At 46.5% G+C, this 19,236-nt stretch carries 17 protein-coding genes; 10 read left to right on the top strand and 7 right to left on the bottom strand.

Features of this window, described 5'->3' with window-relative positions; genetic code table 11:
* Positions 1-112 precede the first annotated feature (112 nt).
* From hypD to V1L52_RS00160, 3 genes are read right to left on the bottom strand one after another with little or no spacing between them, the layout of a single operon-like run.
* On the bottom strand, positions 113-2,488 hold the full coding sequence (hypD, locus tag V1L52_RS00170; protein ID WP_428770273.1) for a trans-4-hydroxy-L-proline dehydratase: 2,376 nt from the start codon (positions 2,486-2,488) through the stop codon (positions 113-115).
* A gap of 2 nt (positions 2,489-2,490) precedes the next feature.
* A complete protein-coding gene (locus tag V1L52_RS00165) occupies positions 2,491-3,405 on the bottom strand; it encodes a glycyl-radical enzyme activating protein (protein WP_428770272.1) in 915 nt (304 codons plus the stop codon).
* A gap of 52 nt (positions 3,406-3,457) precedes the next feature.
* A complete protein-coding gene (locus tag V1L52_RS00160) occupies positions 3,458-4,627 on the bottom strand; it encodes a CD0519/CD1768 family membrane protein (RefSeq protein WP_428770271.1) in 1,170 nt (389 codons plus the stop codon).
* A gap of 245 nt (positions 4,628-4,872) precedes the next feature.
* Here V1L52_RS00160 and V1L52_RS00155 point away from each other — a divergent pair, with 245 nt between their 5' ends.
* The 7 genes from V1L52_RS00155 (at position 4,873) to V1L52_RS00125 (ending at position 12,244) form a co-directional block, all read left to right on the top strand.
* Complete coding sequence (locus V1L52_RS00155) at positions 4,873-5,439, top strand: helix-turn-helix domain-containing protein (RefSeq protein WP_428770270.1); 567 nt, start codon at positions 4,873-4,875, stop codon at positions 5,437-5,439.
* Between the two features lie 31 nt (positions 5,440-5,470).
* The gene (locus tag V1L52_RS00150; RefSeq protein WP_428770269.1) at positions 5,471-6,901 is read left to right on the top strand and encodes an SH3 domain-containing protein; all 1,431 of its coding nucleotides are present in this window, start codon (positions 5,471-5,473) and stop codon (positions 6,899-6,901) included.
* A 3-nt stretch (positions 6,902-6,904) separates the two neighbouring features.
* Positions 6,905-8,938: an ABC-F family ATP-binding cassette domain-containing protein gene (locus V1L52_RS00145; protein WP_428770268.1), complete on the top strand. Its 2,034-nt coding sequence runs from the start codon at positions 6,905-6,907 to the stop codon at positions 8,936-8,938.
* A 203-nt stretch (positions 8,939-9,141) separates the two neighbouring features.
* Positions 9,142-9,918: a transporter substrate-binding domain-containing protein gene (locus V1L52_RS00140; protein ID WP_428770267.1), complete on the top strand. Its 777-nt coding sequence runs from the start codon at positions 9,142-9,144 to the stop codon at positions 9,916-9,918.
* Positions 9,919-9,983: 65 nt separating this feature from the next.
* Positions 9,984-10,763 carry a transporter substrate-binding domain-containing protein gene (locus V1L52_RS00135; RefSeq protein ID WP_428770266.1) on the top strand — a complete coding sequence of 260 codons (780 nt, stop codon included), beginning with the start codon at positions 9,984-9,986 and terminating at the stop codon, positions 10,761-10,763.
* Positions 10,764-10,866: 103 nt separating this feature from the next.
* A complete protein-coding gene (locus tag V1L52_RS00130; protein ID WP_428770265.1) occupies positions 10,867-11,535 on the top strand; it encodes an amino acid ABC transporter permease in 669 nt (222 codons plus the stop codon).
* Complete coding sequence (locus V1L52_RS00125) at positions 11,522-12,244, top strand: amino acid ABC transporter ATP-binding protein (RefSeq protein WP_428770264.1); 723 nt, start codon at positions 11,522-11,524, stop codon at positions 12,242-12,244. Before V1L52_RS00130 ends, V1L52_RS00125 begins: the two co-directional genes overlap by 14 nt.
* Here V1L52_RS00125 and V1L52_RS00120 read toward each other — a convergent pair.
* The 4 genes from V1L52_RS00120 to V1L52_RS00105 form a co-directional block, all read right to left on the bottom strand.
* The gene (locus V1L52_RS00120; RefSeq protein WP_428770263.1) at positions 12,239-12,985 is read right to left on the bottom strand and encodes a PHP domain-containing protein; all 747 of its coding nucleotides are present in this window, start codon (positions 12,983-12,985) and stop codon (positions 12,239-12,241) included. The genes V1L52_RS00125 and V1L52_RS00120 overlap by 6 nt on opposite strands.
* Positions 12,982-13,314, bottom strand: a complete 333-nt coding sequence (locus V1L52_RS00115) for a hypothetical protein (protein WP_428770262.1) — start codon at positions 13,312-13,314, stop codon at positions 12,982-12,984. The genes V1L52_RS00120 and V1L52_RS00115 overlap by 4 nt, the downstream gene beginning before the upstream one ends.
* Entirely contained in the window at positions 13,301-14,224 is a 924-nt protein-coding gene (locus tag V1L52_RS00110; RefSeq protein ID WP_428770261.1) for a CBS domain-containing protein, read from the bottom strand. The genes V1L52_RS00115 and V1L52_RS00110 overlap by 14 nt, the downstream gene beginning before the upstream one ends.
* A gap of 89 nt (positions 14,225-14,313) precedes the next feature.
* A complete protein-coding gene (locus tag V1L52_RS00105) occupies positions 14,314-15,144 on the bottom strand; it encodes a Cof-type HAD-IIB family hydrolase (RefSeq protein ID WP_428770260.1) in 831 nt (276 codons plus the stop codon).
* Positions 15,145-15,209: 65 nt separating this feature from the next.
* Between V1L52_RS00105 and recO the strand changes: the two genes are divergently transcribed.
* Genes recO through V1L52_RS00090 form a run of 3 tightly spaced genes read left to right on the top strand, consistent with a single transcriptional unit; the run spans position 15,210 to position 19,201 of the window.
* On the top strand, positions 15,210-15,962 hold the full coding sequence (recO, locus tag V1L52_RS00100; RefSeq protein WP_428770259.1) for a DNA repair protein RecO: 753 nt from the start codon (positions 15,210-15,212) through the stop codon (positions 15,960-15,962).
* A 25-nt stretch (positions 15,963-15,987) separates the two neighbouring features.
* Positions 15,988-18,162 carry a single-stranded-DNA-specific exonuclease RecJ gene (gene recJ, locus V1L52_RS00095; RefSeq protein ID WP_428770258.1) on the top strand — a complete coding sequence of 725 codons (2,175 nt, stop codon included), beginning with the start codon at positions 15,988-15,990 and terminating at the stop codon, positions 18,160-18,162.
* Between the two features lie 31 nt (positions 18,163-18,193).
* The gene (locus V1L52_RS00090; protein ID WP_428770257.1) at positions 18,194-19,201 is read left to right on the top strand and encodes a M23 family metallopeptidase; all 1,008 of its coding nucleotides are present in this window, start codon (positions 18,194-18,196) and stop codon (positions 19,199-19,201) included.
* The last annotated feature ends 35 nt before the right edge of the window (positions 19,202-19,236 follow it).

The raw sequence follows: 19,236 nt of genomic DNA, 5'->3' as shown, positions 1-19,236 counted from the left end.
CAAAACGGAAGTTTTCGGACAGTTCCGAAAAGAACGGCACCGCTTTACGTCAAAATAACCATGTCATACCGGAGCTGTCAAAAATCGGTCGGCTTTTGACAGCTGTCCGGCCTTATGCGAAAGACTGTTCCGTTCTTTCGATAATTTCGTCCTGCAAAGCTTTGCTCAGGTTCCTGAAGTGATCGCTGTAGCCTGCAACGCGGACAATTAAATCCTTGTATTCTTCCGGATTCTTTTGGGCGGCGTACAATACGGCGCGGTCGATAACATTGAACTGAATGTGATGGCCGTCCATGGTAAAGTACGAAGACACAAAGTCCGCCATGTGATTTAATCCGTCTTCACCGGCAACAACGCTCGGCGTAAACTTTTGGTTAAGCAGGGTGCCTCCCGTGCTTAAGTGGTCCATCTTCGCCGCCGACTTGATTACGGCTGTCGGTCCCTTGGTATCGGCGCCTTTTTCGGGCGAAATACCTTCGGAAAGCGGTTTATGCGCTTTGCGTCCGTTCGGGCTTGCCAGCATAACATCGCCGAAATACACGTGACAGGTGGTCGGAAGCATGTTGACGCGGTAGGTACCGCCTTTCATATTAGGACGTCCGGTAACCGTTCCCTGATAAAATTCGAAGACTTCTTTCATAATGTCGTCGGCATAATCGTCGTCGTTACCGTATTTGGGCGTTTTGTTGCGCACCAGGTTTGCAATAACGGGATTCGATTCAAAGTCCGACTCCATCGCGCTCATAAGCTCTTCCATCGTGAATTTCTTTTTGTCGAATACGTTATACTTAATGGCAGCCAAAGAGTCCGTAATGGTTCCGATACCGACGCCCTGCAGGTAGTTGGTATTGTAGCGCGCACCGCCTGCATTGTAGTCTTTTCCCTTTGTAATACAGTCGTTTGTAATAACCGACAAAAAGGGTGCGGGCATATAATCGGCGTAAATTTTTTCGATGATGTTGCTGCCTTCAATTTTAATATCTATAAAGTATTTTACCTGCTTTTTGTAGGCTTCAAACAATTCTTCATAGGATTTAAAATCTTTGGCATAACCCAGTTCCAAAGCGAGCTGCTGTTTGCTTACCGGATCGTAACCGTTGTTCAAGGTCAATTCAAGAATCTTGGGCAGGTTAAAATAGCCGGTTAAGATGTATGCTTCGTTTCCGAATGCGCCGGTTTCTACACAGCCGCTGGTACCGCCGCGGCGGGCATCTTCGATTGTTTTACCCGCATTCAGCAATTCCTGAATGATAGCTTCGGTATTGTAAAAAGCGGGCTGACCCCATCCTTTGCGGGAAATTTCGCATGCACGCTTAAGGAATTTACGCGGCGTTTTGCGGCTGATTTGTACGTTCGAACTGGGCTGTAACAGCTTCATGTCGTCCATACAGTCCAAAATCAAATAGCTGACCGGGTTTACGCCGTTTTGACCGTCGGGGGTAATACCGCCGGTATTGATGTTTGCAAAGTCGGTATAGGTGCTGCTTTCCTTTAAGGTGATACCGACCTTGGGCGGAGCGGGCTGGTTGTTGAATTTAACCCACAAACATTCCAAAAGCTCAAGGGCTTTTTCGTCGTTTAAAGTGCCGGCTGCGCAGTCTTTTTCATAAAAAGGGAACAAGTGCTGGTCGAGGCGGCCGGGGCTGTATGCGTCCCAGGGGTTCAGTTCGGTGGTAACACCCAAGTGAACGAACCAGTACATTTGAAGCGCCTGCCAATAGGTTTGCGGCTTATGGGCCGGAACAACCTTACAGTTTTCCGCAATCTGCAAAAGTTCGGCCTTGCGTACCGGATCCGTTTCTTTTTCGGCCTTTTCGGCGGCAAGTTTGCTGTAGCGCTCTCCGAGGATGATAATTGCATCACAGGCGATATCCATCGCGCGAAGCTGTTCCTGACGGGAAAAGGCTTCCGGGTCGTGCAAAAAATCGAGCTTTTCTATTTCGGCGGCTATGTCTTTTTTATAGTCCATAAAGCCTTTTTCGTAGATTTTGCTTGAACCGACCGTGTGTCCCGGGCCGCGCTGCTCCATAAATTCGGTAAAGATACCGGCACCGTAGCACTGCTTCCATTTTTCGCTCATCGAGCGTACGATTCTGCTGCGGATTGAACGGTTTTCCCAATAGGGAATTATTTTTTCACGCTGCAATTTAATATCGTCTTCGGTAACTTTGAAGCTGATTAAATCGCGGTCGTTCATAATTTGCATGTCTTCAACCGTGTGGCAGCACAATTCGGGGAAGGTGGGCGATTTTTGCGGGCCGTCGCCTTTTTCGCCTACAATGAGCTCCCCGTCGTTTATGCACAGCGTTTTGTTTTCCATAAAGTGTTTAAACGCTATTGCACGCATTTCGGGGACGGAAACGGAGCCCTCGTATTTCAAATACGCATCGGTCATTAAATCGGCGCGTTCAATATACAAACGCGGTTCGGTTTCGACGCTTTGCTTTCGTAATTTTTGAATGCGTTCATTCATTCCTCTTGTTTCCATAATCAACCTCCTATTACAATGTTATGAAAACCTTCTTTTTCAAACATCTCTTTTATTTCATGCATCCGCTCATCCGAGGGACGCTCCATAGTTTCGGCTTCATAGTCCAGACGCAGGCGTCCGTATTTTACGGCTCCGGCATCATGGTAGGGCAGTAAATTTATTTTATAGGGATTCACCCCGTTTGTTTTAAGCCAGGAGCACATACGCAAAATTTCTTCGTCATCGTCATTAACCTTTCCGATAATCGGAATGCGTAAATCAATCAGCGCTCCGGCATCATGCAGTTTTTTTAAATTATCCAAAATCAAGCCGGGTTTTACACCCGTAAATTTTTCATGCCGCTCCGGATCAATCAATTTCATATCATATAAAAACAAATCGGTATACGGCAGTATTTTTTCAAACTTTGAAAAGTCGCAGTAACCGCAGGTATCGATTGCAAGGTGCATGCCCCGTTTTTTTATTTTTCGGGCAAGCTCCGCAATAAACTCAATCGGCTGCGTCATAACTTCTCCGCCGGAAAGCGTTACCCCGCCGCCGGACTGTTCATATGAAATTTCATCTTTTGCAGCTTCTTTAACCAAATCGTCAACCGTGTATGCGGTTCCGCTTATTTCGCGTGCATTGTTCGGACACATATCCAAACATTCGCCGCAGCGCATACACTTGAGCGCGTCCGTTTCCACCGTATTCCCGCTGCAAAAAATCGCCTTTTCGGGGCAGGCTTGCACACAGGACAGGCAGGAAGAACAGCGCTCCGTATAGTGCATGGGCTGCGGTTTATAAGATTGACTTTCGGGATTATGGCACCATCGGCAGCGCAGGGGACAGCCCTTAAAAAAGAGGGTTGTACGTATCCCCGGCCCGTCATGGATTGAAAAACGCTGAATGTTTATAATATACGCCGTCTGCATCCTAATCCCGATTATTCCTTATTAAATATTTCCTTATACTATTAAAATATTATTAAAAAAACAGAGTAACCAATTTGTACAGATAGTTTGCCGCAACACCCGCAGCCAAACCGCCGAGCAGGTGGCACAAAATAGCCGATTTTACAAACTGTGTCTGCTTAAGCGTGTCGAGCATACCGATGTGCGTGCTTAAAAATCCGCTCATACAAATACCCATACCCGTAAAGGTTGCAACGGTACCGGCATTGGCAAAACCTGCAGCAAGGAAGCCCTTGGTCAAGCCCATTGCGCTTCCTACGGCGCCTAAAGCGGTAAAGGGATAGGCAAGCAGTTCGGGAACGTTAAAGCCCCACAAAAAGCGTGCAACGGGCAAAAAGTATGCGCCGATACGGGGTAAAAGTCTTACGCCTTCATAAGCAGCACCGATGTATTGGCCGTTTTCACCGGCGGGACCGAAGGTTAAAATCATAACCAACGTACAAATCAAAACGGTTCCGGAAGCACAGGCAAGACCCAAAGAAACACCGGACTTTGCACCTTCCATTAAAGCGCTCATAAAGCGTTCAAAGATACCGCCGTCGCGGATTTTGCGTACATTCAAGCTGGAATCTTTTGCCTGAATTTTAAATTTTCTGTCCTCTTTATAGTATTTTTTTCCGATCATGAGCATCAGGCGGACGGAAACGATACCTCCGATGATTGCACCGATGTTACCGACTAAAACGGCGGAAAAATATTCTTTACCCAAACTGAGCATATAGGCTGTAACGATAAGTCCCATACCGAAGGTGGTACCGAGGTTCGTATAGGTCGCTTTTTCAGCGGGAGTAAAATACCGGTCGAATTCTTCATCGGCCGCCAAAGACAGAATTGCGGGGTTATCCGAAATATAGGTGGTAACGGCACCCAAGGCGGCCGCACCGGGCAAACCGAACAGGGGGCGCATAATCGGAGAGATAATTTTGTTTACCAAGGCTATAACACCGAATTCGGCCATAACGCCCGCCACGGCACCCGCTATAATTGCCACCGCCATAATATAGAAAGAGGTGTTCATTAAAACGTCGTGCCCCGTTTTCATCATAACGCTGAAAACGATATCCATGCCCATTACATGACCTAAATAACCGAATAAAAGCAGTATGACCGCCAAGGTTACAAAGGTTTCCACACTGATGGCTTTTTTAAAGCCCTTCTTTACTTCCGCTGAACCGTCAGACATGTTCAGTTCCTCCTAAATACGTTTTATTTACAATAAAATTGTATCTATAATAAAGGATTATATCATAAAACCGTCTTCTGTCAATCATCAAAATGAAAATTTTACGTAAATTTGTATTTTGTTTTCATTATTATGAAAATGCCGGGTGAATATGCCTTGTTTTTTTCATGAATGCCTTTTTCATATGTTGCAAAATATACAAATAGGTTTATAATATTTATGACGATATCTACAAAGGACGGTACATGAACCAGGAAGCCGGCAGATCGCTGAAAAAACTGAGAACGGAAAAAAAGATTACGCTTGAGCGCTTAAGCAAAGAAACCGGCTTATCCGTCGGGTTTTTATCGCAGTTTGAACGGGGCCTTACATCGATTGCGATAGACACCCTCGAAAAGATAGCCGCCGTATTCGGGGTAGGAATCGATTATTTTATTTCGCCTCCTAAAAAACCCGACACCTCCGTTATCTTAAAAAATCACGCCCTTGAAGTCAGCGATATTATAAGCTCCAATATCATCCTCCGTACAATGAATAACAATATCGAGGACAAAGCTCTCTATCCGCGCCTTATTGAAATACTGCCCCTTGCACAGGAAGAAGATATAAAAACCTATACACATGAAGGTGAAGAGTTTATCTATGTTCTTGAGGGCATTCTTACGCTTTTACATAAAAACCGGGAATACTCCTTGTATCCGGGAGATTCGGCCCATTATTTTTCCACCGAAGAACATAACTGGACAAATAAAACCAATAAGGTGGTTAAATTTTTATGCGTGAGTCTTCCGAACCCCCTCTATCAATCTTGAGGTTATTCAACCGTTGTGGTATGCTTTCGGCATGAAACGTGTATATATAATGCTGCTTATATCCCTGCTCTTTGTGTGTGCAGGCTGTTCCGGAAAAATCGGACACGGTGTTGTCCTCTGGTCCATTCCGGAGCAGGGCCTTTCCGACGGCGACATCGTTCCCGTTTATGCCAAATCGAATATAAGCAAGGTATATATAATCGGTCTTCCCGATTCAAAACAAAAACTTGAAGTTCCCCTGTGGCAAATAAGCCCGCCCGAATCAAAACGCAAGGCCCAACAAACAGCTTCTTATTATGCCGAATACCGCCGCCGATATGCGCGGGCGGCCTTGGACGGACTTCCGATACGCGCCGAGCCGGTCAACACGGCGAATCAGGTATACCGTCTGCGATTAAACGAAGTGATAAAAATTTTGTATAAGGGTGAAGGACAGGCGGTTATGGTCGGTAAAAATCCGCTTGAAGGCGAATGGCTGAGGGTTTTAACCGAAGACGGCTCGCGGGGCTGGTGCTTTTCGTACAACCTGCGCCTCTTTGACGAAACAAAAGCCGGCTCGGATGCGGCGGAAACAATTGAAGAAAAAGACGCCCTCTTGGACGAAGTACTTGCAAAACGGTGGGTTCCCGATTTTTACAAGGGCATTATCGACAGCGGAAAAATCGATTTGACACGTATCAACGCGGGCTACGGTTTCGATACGGGTGCCGAAAGCGGAACTATAAGCATATGCTTAGACAATCTAAGCATAACCGAAGAATTCCGGGGTGCCGAAAAAACGGGTATAAATATCTATTCATTTAAAGAAACGCCGATTACGATGACCGTTCAATCACCGGATACAATCGTTGTTCAGCATGTCGGAAAAGACGGCCTTCCTTCGTCATACGGCTTTGTAAGCTTGGAAAAAAGCGGCATACCGCAGTTTTTATCCTTAAACCGCTTGTCCGAAAATCTTTTAGCCTCGGAAGACGGTGTCCCCCTTGCTCCGGCGGATACGGAATCCGAAGAGGACGGCGAAAAAACCGCAGCCGAATGGATAAACGAATTGATTGCATACGAAAAAGAGCGGCGCTTAAAGCAATACCTTGTGCTTTCTTCACACGGCCCCGTTTTCAGCAGTTCCAATTACGGTGTTTTAACTCTTAAAGAAGACGCTGTCTTTACCTGGACCGGATTCCGCCTTTTGTCGAATTCGGGCCTTCTCCCGTCTTCATTGCGGACAGCGGACGCCGGACGCGGGAAAGTCGCGATAAAATATTTTATTGCGGGCGAACTTGAAAGTCAGTTTGACGGAATACTAAGCTTTTCTTTTAACGGCTCCGATACCGACGTGCATTTTTTGTATAAAATGGAAGAAACGGGCTTGCGACTGGAGAATATTGCCCCCGGCTCGCTTAAAAAGAGTACGGTTTCGGCAAGAAGCAGCAATCCCCTGGTTCTCTTTTTTGCAAAACGGTAGGTCATGTCCTTTTTACAGTTATCGGGTATCGGCTTAAAATTCGGCGCGCGGGAAATTTTAAAAAACGTCACTTTAAATCTGCGTAAACAAAGCAGAGCGGCCCTTGCAGGAGCAAACGGATGCGGCAAAACAACCCTGATGAAAATAGCCGCTGGCTTAAGCGAAGCCGATTCGGGAGACAGAACCGTTCAAAAAAACTGCCGCATTGTCTATTTGCCCCAGTCGGGTATCGTACATACGGGAACAAATTTGCGTGAAGAAGCGGATAAAGCCTTTGCCGAAGGCTACCGTCTGCACGCCGAAATGGAAGATATAGGAGAACGTTTAAAAACCCTTTCGGATGAAAAAGCCCAGATGCCGCTCCTGGAACGCTATCAGGAAATTACCGATTTTTTAAACGATTCAAAATGGTATTACCGCAATACGCAAATCGAACAAGTGCTTGCAGGCTTGGGTTTTGAACAAGGGGATCTTCTCAAACCCGTCGAAGAATTTTCCGGCGGCTGGCAAATGAGAATAGCTTTGGCAAAGGTACTGCTTCAAAATCCCGATATTTTGCTTTTGGACGAACCGACAAACTATTTGGATATAGAAGCGCGTACCTGGCTTGAGGATTTTTTACTCAACTTTTCCGGAGGCTTTTTACTGGTAAGCCACGACCGCTATTTTTTGGATACCTGCGTAAACGAAGTATACGAACTCTTTAATGCGGAACTGCACCGCTATGCCGGAAACTTCAGCGCATACGAGCGCATCCGCCAAAGCGAAATGGAAGGTATTACCGCGCGCTACGAACTTCAGCAGGAAAAAATCCGCAAAACCGAAGAATTTATCCGGCGCTTCAGATATAACGCCTCAAAGGCCGCACAGGTACAGGAGCGCATAAAACAGCTGGAAAAAACGGAACTGATAGAAATTCCCGAATCTTTAAAAAAAATCCGTTTTTCTTTTCCGGGCGCTCCGCATTCGGGGCGCATTGTGTTGAGCCTGGAGCGGGTCGGCAAAACCTATTCGGGAACACGGGAAAACGGGGAATCGTATTCCCACAGGGTTTTACACAATATCGACTTAACCGTGGAAAAAGGAGAGCGTATCGTCGTTACCGGACGCAACGGGGCGGGTAAAACGACCCTGCTGAGAATCCTTGCCCGACAAGACAAAAATTACGAAGGAAGCGCCGCATTAGGTGCAAACGTGAGCATAGGCTATTTCAGTCAGGATAATGCCGAAATGCTCAAGGGCGATTTTTCCGTTATCGATATGCTTGAAAACGAAGCTCCGACAGACCTTGTTCCCAAACTGCGCGATATGCTTGCAGCCTTTTTATTCCGCGGCGACGATATTTATAAATCGGTGAACGTTCTTTCCGGCGGCGAAAAAAGCCGCCTTGCCCTTTTACGCTTGTTGCTGCGTCCCGTTAACTTATTGATTCTCGACGAACCGACAAACCACTTGGACATTTATTCAAAAGACGCCCTCTTACACGCCCTTGAAGACTTCGGCGGAACGGTTATCTTTATTTCGCACGACAGAAGCTTTACCCAAAGCCTTGCAACCCGCATTTTGGAATTGAACGGCGGCCGATACAGCCTGTATCCGGGCCCTTACGATTATTATATGGAACAGCGCGTAAAACACGCAAGCGCCGTATCCGAAGAAAAAGTCGTACCTTCCGCGGATAAAGATTCAACCGCGGTATCGTCTTCGGCTATAGCGGCGCCTCCGATGGCCTCGTCCGAGGCACCCGGACAACTGCCGCTTCCGGCCGCCCCCTTAAGCTACGAAGAGCAAAAAAAAATACAAGCCGCACGGCGCAAGCTCGAAAAAGACGAAAAGCGCCTTTTGGAAGAAATTACGCTTAAGGAAAAAGAAAAAGAAAAACTTGAAGCCGAGCTTGCAAAGCCCGAAATTTATTCGGATATTCAAAAAAGCCGTGCGGTACAAAATCAAATAGAAAATCTGTCGGCAGAGCTGGAATCTTTAAACTCCGAATGGGAACAAGCGCTCGACAGGCTTGAAAAATTTTTAACTCCTTAAACAAAAAACTCTCCGCCTGTCTGCAGATTTTGCAGGATGCCGTATAAACGTCGCTTTTTATGCATAAAAAGCGTATTTTTAGTTTAAAACCGAATAAAAACCTAAAATTATGCAAAAAAACATTGTATTTTGTGCATAATTATGCATTTTCTTATTGACAATATTCACTCCGTATCTTATACTGCATGTATGAGGAGGACCTTATGAAAAAGACAACCGTATTGTGTGTATGCATGTTAATGAGCGCTTTTTTATGCGCAGCGGGTACTAAAGAAAAAAACGCCGTTTTATCCGCAGACGATTTACACGGCAAGCGTATCGGAGTACAGGCCGGAACAACCGGCGAACTCTATGTGCAGGAAAACTATCCGGGCGCAAAGATTGCTTCTTTTAAATCCGTAATTGATGCCGCAATGGATTTAAAAACCGGAGCCCTCGATGCGGTTGTTTTGGACGAACTTCCGGCAAAAGAAATCGTTGCAAAAAACAACAACCTCACGATATTGGACACATTTCTTTCCGAAGAAGAATATGCAATTGCCGTAAAAAAGGGAAATAAAGCTTTATTGGATTCCATCAATAAAACCGTGGAAAACATAAAAAAAGACGGAACCTATGCCACGCTTATCGAAGCCTTTATGCCGGCTGACGGAAAGATAAAAATCCCCGCACCGCCTGCAAATCCCGCACAGGGTAAAACGGTAAAGCTCGGTACGGAATCGGCTTTTCCGCCCTTTGAGTACATAGACGGTAATGCGCTTGTCGGCTTCGATATAAGCCTAAGCCGCTATATTGCAAGGGACTATAAGGCAAAACTCGAAACCGTCGACATGGCATTCGACAGCCTCATACCCGCCTTGGCGTCGGGCACGATAGATTTTATTGCCGCAGGTATGACCGTCACCGAAGAGCGGAAAAAAAACGTGGATTTCTCAATTCCGTATTATAAAACCGGATTGGTTATTATGGTAAAAAAATAAACTCAGGATCTCCGAAAAACGGACCGATTTTTTAGAGATTGCCGCTTACACATAGGAGGTATAGTATGAAAAAATTTGTAAGCATCTGTGTATTGATGATTTTGGCCGGCGCCCTTATTTTTGCCGGAGGCGCAAAAGAAAGGGTGTCCATTACATCGGCTGCCGATTTGGACGGAAAACGCATCGGCGTACAAGCCGGAACAACCGGAGAGCTCTATGTACAGGAAAACCTTCCCGGAGCAAAGCTGGTTTCTTTTAAATCGGGTATAGATGCCGCCCTCGACTTAAAAAACGGCGCCCTCGATGCGGTTGTTTTGGACGAACTCCCGGCAAAAGAAATCGTTGCAAAAAATCCGTCCTTAATGATTGTAACGGATAAATTTGCCAAAGAAGAATATGCGATTGCCGTAAAAAAGGGAAACAAGGCTTTATTGGATTCTATCAATGCTACAATAAAAACCCTTAAATTAAACGGCGGCTACGAAAAGCTGATTGCGGCCTTTATGCCGGCCGACGGAAAGATAAAAATTCCGCCCGTACTGACCGACAATGCGCAGGGAAAAACCGTCAAGCTGGGAACCAACGCTTCCTTCCCTCCCTTTGAGTACGTCGAAGGAACGAATGTAGTAGGATTTGACATTACAATGGGCCAATACATTGCAAAGGATTATAAGGCAAAACTTGAAGTAATCGACATGGCCTTTGACAGCCTTATTCCGGCCCTTTCGGCGGGAGCAATAGACTTTATTGCCGCAGGTATGTCGGTAACCGAAGAACGCAAAAAGAACGTTGATTTTTCCGATCCTTATTTTGCATCCGAACAGGTTATAATCATAAAAAAATAATATGGAATTGAATATGCGCAGGGGATTTGTCTGAAACCGGGGGGGGGGTTAAAATCCGGTCGGTTTTTAGGGCAAGTCCCCGCGCATTTTTTGGAGGTAAGCGGTGTTTCAATCCGTCTATGATACGATAATCGCGGCAGATCGCTGGAAACTCTTGATACAGGGATTGGGTACCACTATGTATATATCCCTATGTGCTATTATAATAGGCACCGTTTTAGGCTGTATTTTTGCCCTTTTCAAAATATCGGAAAAACGTTTTTTACGCGCCGTAGGAGAATTATATACAACCCTTATCCGCGGGATTCCTTTGGCAACCCAGCTTATGATTTTTTATTTTGTTATCTTTGCCCCTCTCGGCTTAAACAGATTGACGGTTGCCGTTCTCGCATACGGTATCAACTCCGGAGCTTATTGTACGGAACTCTTCCGTGCCGGCATTCAGGGCGTTGATATAGGCCAAACGGAGGCCGGCCGCTCCCTGGGTTTATCGAAAAGGCAAACCTTTTTAAAAATCGTGTTTCCTCAAGCGGCAAAGGCGGCGCTTCCGGCTTATACAAGCGAGTTTATCGTACTTATTAAAGAAACGGCGGTTGCAAGTTTTATCGCCGTTACGGATTTAACCAAGGCCGGCGATATGATCCGCAATGCAACCTATAATGCGTGGATTCCGCTTTTATCGGTGGGCTTGTTGTATTTGGTTATAACCCTCGGACTGACTAAGTTCTTTTCGATTTTTGAAAAAAGGCTGGCGCAAAGTGATAGAGGTTAAAAACTTAAAAAAACAATTCGGTAATTTAAGCGTTTTAAACGGCATTACCGAAACAATCAAAAAAGGCGAAAAAATCGTCATTATAGGGCCTTCGGGTTCCGGTAAAAGTACCTTTTTACGCTGCCTTAATTTACTTGAACGGCCGACAAGCGGCAGCATCCTCTTTGAAGGGATTGAATTGACCGACCCTAAAACCGATATAGACAAGATTCGGCGCAAAATGGGAATGGTGTTTCAGCACTTTAACCTGTTTCCGCACTTAACCGTTTTACAAAACATTATGCTTGCACCCGTTACGCAAAAACTTGCAACAAAGGAGGAAGCACGCGCAAAGGCCCTGTCTCTTTTAAAACGCATCGGCTTGGAAGAAAAGGCGGATGTCTATCCTTCGCAAATTTCGGGCGGGCAAAAGCAGAGAATCGCAATTGTGCGCTCTTTGGCAATGGGGCCGGACGTTATGCTTTTCGACGAACCTACAAGCGCCCTCGATCCGGAAATGGTCGGCGAAGTTCTTTCGCTTATGCGGGAGCTTGCCGCCGAAGGAATGACTATGGCGGTTGTAACCCATGAAATGGGGTTTGCACGCGAAGTGGCCGACACCATCTTCTTTATGGACGAAGGTGTTGTTGCCGAAAAAGGAACGCCCGACGAAATCTTCAATCACCCGAAAAACAGGCGTTTACAGCAATTTTTACAAAAGGTATTATAAACGGGGGCGGCGCTGCAGGGCTTGTTTAAAGATGTCCATATCGACGCTGCCGTCTTCACGGCATAAGCCGCCCCTCCCCTTTAAGGGCGCATCCGCCAAATCCAAATCAAAAGCTCTCCTGCCGATATGCTCAGGATAGTGGGCGTCCGAAGAAGTTGTCAGCGGATAGCCTAAGGTGTCGACTCCTTCGGGAGGCAGTCGTACCGCTTCAAGGGCGTCCCAATCACCCTTGGGAATAAAGCCCAGCTGACTGACCATCGAAAAAGCCGGACGTTCGACATGGGCGGGGATAACGGCACCGCCCAGTTTATGTACGCGGGACGCCAGCTCGTCTATACTCAATTCCGCACTCACAATCAAAAAAGACTCCAGTTCGCCGATAATATCATCGTTTTCATCCACATACACTTGATCTCCGTTTTTTTCGGGATTAAAGGCTATATGAGGCATTAAGCCGTATATTTCCTCCCCGAAGGCAAGGGCCGTATCAAGGCCGGAAAAAAGGCAAAGAACGTGTACTTCTTCGATTGTCTGCGCTTCCATACCGTAGAGGGCGGCTATACCCTCTTTTTTACAGTGATAGGCAAAGGCGGGGCAGTTTAAAACCGTGTTGTGATCGGTAAGGGCGGCAAGGGCAACTCCTCGTTGTTTGAGGGTTTTTACAATTAAAGAAGGCGACATTTCCAAGCTGCCGCAGGGAGAAAGACATGAATGAAGGTGTAAATCGGCCTTTATAATCATGGATGAAGCAGAGCGTACAGTTTTCCCGCAATTTCGAATTGATTTTTATCCGATACAAAAAGGGCTATACCCTCATCCTTTGCCGCTTCAAGCATATCGTCGGCGGCGGGACGATTGTTACAGATAATGATTGCGGGAGAATCTTTTAGGGAACCCACTGCTATCGTATTTTTATGCGCTTGAATCGTAATCAATACGGCTTCGTCGCCCGCATTCCCCATAACATCGCTGAGCAAGTCTCCGGCATAGGCGGTAATAACCTCCCTGTCGTCATAGGGCTCAAACAAAGCGCGTAAATCAAGCTTTTGCGCTATTTCACTGAGCTTCATCGGCTGCCTCCAAATTAAATAAAGCCTGAATGGTAGTACCCTTCCCCACCTCGGATTGAATCGAAAAGTCGTCCGACACGCGTTTTGTATTCGGTAATCCCATCCCCGCACCGAAGCCGAAACTGCGTACCTTATCGCTTGCGGTGGAAAAGCCCTCACATAAAGCCTGTTCTATATCGGGGATTCCCGGGCCGAAATCCACCGCTTCTATAACGAGTTTACTGCTGGTTATATAATAGCGCATAATGCCGCCGCTTGAATGCACAACCTGATTTATTTCAAGTTCATAGCTTGCAATACCGATACGGCGGGCAACCGCAGGACTTACGCCCATGGAGCGCAGGAGCTTTTTTATTTCGGTTGAAGCCCTGCCCGCCGTTTCAAAGTTAAAGGGTTCGGTTTTGAACTCAAGCACCCGATTGGGAGCTTTTTTAAGAGCATCCTGTGTTTCTTTTTCCAAACGCTCCACTTCTTTATTCATAGCGACAAGCAGGGCTTCAATAACGTCGGAAGCGGACACAATACCGGTCAGCTTATTTTCGGCATTTAATACGGGAAAGCGGCCGAACTTGTATTTGTTAAAGTAAGAAACGGCAAAGGATATGGGCATGTTTTCCTGCAGTACAATCGTGTTGGTCGTCATGTGCTTTTCGCAAACTTCATCGATGGTGCCCTTGTCAAAGGCGTTTACGATATCGTCCATCGACACAATACCGGCAAGCCCCGTACCCGCAACAACGGGAACGCCCGTTATGCGTTTTTCCTTCATAAGAAGCTGAATTTCACGCATAGTGCTTGTCGGAGATACGGTAATAACATCGGTTGTCATTACATCCTTTATTTTGAGTTTAAACAAAAGCTCAATAACGGCTTCGGGAGAAGAGTCGGTATTTAAAGGAATCGCCTGCATGTATTCAGTATAAGGGGGGATTTAAAAAAAAACAAGGTTTATTTTAAGCGGTACACATAGTACCGCTTACTTTAATTTGGAGTTTTGCCCTACCTGTTCAGTACATATTTTTGTATAAAGCGGGCAACTCCGTCTTCATCATTCGTATATTCGCTGACATGGGCTGCCATATCTTTTATAACTTGAAGGCCGTTTTTCATTGCAATGCTTGTACCTGCAAGACGTATCATCGATTCATCGTTCATAGCGTCTCCGAAGGCCACGGTTTCGCTTTGAGCAATTCCCAAATACTCGGCAAGCCATATAAGAGCTTCACCCTTGCCCGTATTTTTCGGCATAACTTCAAGAAAATAAGGTTTACTGGTAAATATAACGCAGCGCTCCCCTATTTCTTTTTTTAATTCCGCTTGCAGTTTTTGAAGAACCTCGGGTTCTCCGGGAACAACCGTTTTCGGGTGTCCCTTCATCAAAAAAGTTTCAAAATCCGAGACAACCTGTTGATTCAGTCCGCTGAGCTTTACGTCTATGTCGGTCCATTCGTTTTTATACGGAATATAAATCGTACTTGCGTCGTATACTTCGCATACCAAAGACAGTTCACAGGCTTTCCGGTACACATGGGTTAAGATATCGCTTTCGAGTACGCGGCTGTAAATAGCCTTGCGTTCATGCAAATCGCTGATTGAAGTTCCGTTTTGCGCAATAATATAACGGCCGCCCTGAGTACCCGCAATATCAAGACGGCGGACATACGTCAATATGGCATTATCCGTTCTTCCCGAGCACAGGGTAACATAGATTCCCCTTTTTACCGCTTCCTGTAAAACGGATACGGTGTAGTCCGAAATCGTTAAATCGTCTTTTAAAAGGGTGTCATCCAAATCGAGGGCGATGATTTTTGCAGGTACGTGTTTGAGCATAGGATCCATGATACATTGCTAAAGCAGCCCTGTCAATCGCTTACATTTTATGCTATACTGTTCGTATGAACCGCAATTCCGCCGTAGAAGCCCTTATTCTTTCGGTAAAAGCCTCGGGCGAAAACAACCGCTTTGCCGTTGCCCTGAGTCCCGAAAAGGGTATTTTTTCCGTAACGGTATACGGCGGGAAAAAGGGCCGCTTCAAATCCCTTGTATCGCCCTATCACAGCGGTAAAATGTGGCTGTATTCCGATACGGTAAAAAAGTCGATAAAATTAACCGATTTTTATCCGGATCGCTGCAGAACGGGCATACGGGAAAACGTATATAAAACCTGTGCGGCCGCCCTTTGCGCCGAATTGATTTTAAAAACACAGGGGGCGGCGGACTGGACGGCTGTATGGATATTGGCAAATGGCTTTTTGGACGGATTGGATATATGCAGCGAAGAAGAAGCGCAAGCGGGCCTTCTTCGTTTTTTATGGCGCTATATTCATCTGACCGGCTTGTATAATACGGGAACCCGGTGTACGCATTGTGAAAACGAAGTTCCGGTATGCTTTTCGGCCGCGGAAAACGGCTTTATTTGTGCGGATTGCATCCAAAGCGGCCGAGACCGGGAGGCAGGGATTTTCCCTCTCGGAGCACAAAGCATCGGCTTTTTGCATGCCGTTCTTGCACAAAGCCATAAAGAAGCGCGCTCTTTGCGCCCGAATACGGAGAGTTTACGGGAATTACGCGACTTTTTGTATTACCTTGCACAGGCATGCGCCGATACAAAACTGAAAACCCTGGAAGCCGGCAAAGGCATTTTATAGGGCAGCTTATATTAAGGACACCACAATGAACTGGCTGAAAAAAGAAATTTCAAAAGAAACGGTTAAAGAACTGCACGAACGTTACGGCTGCGATGCCCTCAGTGCTTCCATTCTGGCGCGCCGCGGCATTACAAGCGGTGCCGACATTTTATTTTACATGGAAGACGATAAGCGTTATTTGCACAATCCCTTTTTATTCGAGGCGATGGAAGATGCCGTAGACAGGATTTTACAGGCACGCGATGAGGGTGAAAAGGTGCTTATTTTCGGCGACCGCGATGTCGACGGCATAAGCAGTACGACGATATTATATGAATATCTTTCAAAAATGGGTATTGACGTATCATGGAAACTCCCTCAGGGCAATGACGATTACGGATTAAGCATAAGCTGTGTCGAAGAGTTTGCCGCATCGTACGGCAGCCTGATTATAACGGTGGACTGCGGTATTTCAAATCATAAAGAAATCGCGAAGGCGGCGGAATCGGGTATCGATGTTATCGTTGTTGACCATCACACCGTACCCGACGAAGTTCCTTCTCCCGCGATTATTATCAACCCCAAAATGCCGGGAACACCTTATCCTTTTAAAGAAATTTCGGGCTGTGCGGCTGTTTACAAACTCTTATGCGCACTCCGCTTTTCGCAGTCGGAATTGTACAAGCAGGAAATATGTCTTTTAAACGTGCGCCCGCTTAACGATTCGTACCTTGTAGAAGCCCTTAAAACCGTTAATTTATGCGAAAAAGAGCGTATTGAAGAGATCGTTGTGCCGGGCGTCGTTTCCATACAGGAAACGCGTCTCGTTAAATTTTTTCACGGCCAGCAAATTGTTTGCTGGGATGCGCCGCTTCAACAAAAGATGCTTACAAAGGCATTCGGTACGGGAGTCGAATTCAATATGCTCGATATCCGTCCGGAAATTGCGCGTAAAAGCGAAGCTTTGGCACAGATGAGTTTACTGCGCCTAAAGATTCATTCGCGCATCGGACGTTACCGGGAAGGCGAAAACGGAGAACTGGATGCATTTTTTAATCTCTTTGTAACCTATGCGGCAAAACACGCCTCCTTTTCCGAAGCTGCCGGTACGGGCGCCGCAAAAACAACAGTCCTCGCAGCCGGAACGGAAACGGCCGAGCTCCAGCTTACCGCCCTCGCCGCCCTCGCTGACATCGTGCCGCTTAAAAACGAAAACCGTATTTTAGTCCGTCAGGGGCTTGCTTCCATTAACGAAGGACGGCTTCGTCCCGGTCTTTCCGAACTTTTTACGCGTATGGGCCTTCACGGCACAAAAATGAGCAGTGTCGACTTATCGTGGAAGGTCATTCCCCTCCTTAATGCGGCGGGCAGACTGGGCAGGGCCGACCTGGCTGTCCGCTTATTTACCGAACAGGAACCTGCAAAACGCAGCGCTTTGGCCGATGAATTGTTTTCGTTAAACGAACAAAGAAAACTGCTTACCGAAGAAGCCGTTTCGATTGCCGCACATGCCGCCCGCGAAAGTTTAAGCCGTTTCAGCGGAAACCTCGCCGTAGCCGCCGATAAACGGATTCACCGCGGCGTTACGGGAATTGCCGCAGGACGGCTTGCCTCAAGCTTACAGGTTCCCGTAATGGTTATTACCTTTTTCGACGACGGAAAGGCGGTCGGTTCAATACGTTCCGCCCTCGGTTACGATATTACTTCGCTTTTAAACTCGTGCGGCGATTTATTTTTAAACTACGGCGGCCATGCCTTTGCAGGAGGGTTCAGCTTTGAAAGCTCAAAATTTGAAGAAATTTTACAGCGCCTGGAAAATCTTGCCGCCTTTATGGAGCTGAACAAGGACGCCGGCGAAGCGGACCTCCTCAATATCGATGCGGAACTTCCGCCCGCTTATATGACTGCCGGGCTTTTGGATTTAATTGACCGCTTTGAGCCCTACGGTGAAGAAAATCCCCTGCTTTTATTCGGCGCTCAAAAGCTAAAGATTGCCGCAGCCGATATTATCATCGGCAAAAAGGAAAAACCGCATTTAAAGCTCACCCTCGACTGCGGAAAAAACAAATGGCCTGCCTTTTTTTGGGAGCAGTCGGAACGTTTAAAACGCGACTTCGATGTGGGCGACCGCATAGATATTATTTTCAATATCGAACGCAATACCTTTAACGGTATGGAAAAACCGCAAATTATATTAAAAGACTGTAAAAAGTCGGATTGATATAAAAAGGCTGCAATAAAGGAGAAAATCAATGTATAAGTACATCGGCGGAAAGCCGACCGTATGTGCGGTTTTATCCGTACTGCTTTTGATCTTTCAGCTTCAGGCCGAATCGGCAAAAACGGACTCGGTTTTCGGACAGGGGCCCCGTCTTTTTCCGGACGGAAATAAAAAGCTTTATATTGAATATACGGACAAAGCTTTTCCCGGAGATGCGGCATTTATTCGTTTTACCCTGCGCAGCAGTACGCTGGAAAACGCCCGTGCGGAATTACGTTCTCCCTCCGTCGATAAGGTTCTTATAAATGCAAAACTGTATGAAGTAAGCAGCGGACAGACGGCGGCATCCGAAGAGAAGCGCTATATTGCCCTTATTCCCCTTTCTTCGTGGTATGAACCCGGAACATTCACGATTACGCTTTCATACAAACTGCGCGGTAAAAAAGAAACCGTTTTATCCCTTCCCCTGCTTATACAGCCCAAAGAATTCGTAAGCGAAACAATACAGCTTGACGGGCGCAATACCGCAATAAAGACGGACACAAGCACTGTGCGGAAACAACAAATAGAGCGCTTAAATACGATTCTTGAAACAATCGATTATGATGCGGTTTATCAGCGCGGAACCTTTTCTCTTCCCGTAACGCAAAAACGGCGCACCGCTTTTTTTGCCGACCGGCGCGTTTATGCGTATTCCGACGGAAAATCGTCCACGGGGCTTCATTACGGTATAGACTTCGGAGTTCCTACGGGAACACCCGTTTTTTCATGCGGCAGGGGAAGGGTTGTACTCGCCGAAAAGCGTGTATCCACGGGTTATTCGGCGGTTATCGAACATCTTCCGGGCTTGTACAGCTTGTATTATCACTTGAGCGAGTTTAATGTGGAAGAGGGCCAAATTGTCGGCAGGGGACAAAAAATAGGCTTATCCGGAGCGACGGGTTTGGCGACCGGCCCTCACTTGCACTGGGAAGTCCGCCTTTTAGGAAGAGCCGTCAACCCCGACTTTTTTACCGAAGCTTTTCCGATTGACAAATGATCGGACAGAAACATTTTTTCAATATTTTCTCATAT

Source organism: Treponema sp. HNW (assembly GCF_050320395.1).
In the GTDB taxonomy this organism is placed as follows: Bacteria; Spirochaetota; Spirochaetia; order Treponematales; family Treponemataceae; genus Treponema_C.
Note: the sequence above shows the minus strand (reverse complement) of the source record. Positions and strands in the feature narration are given on the sequence as shown.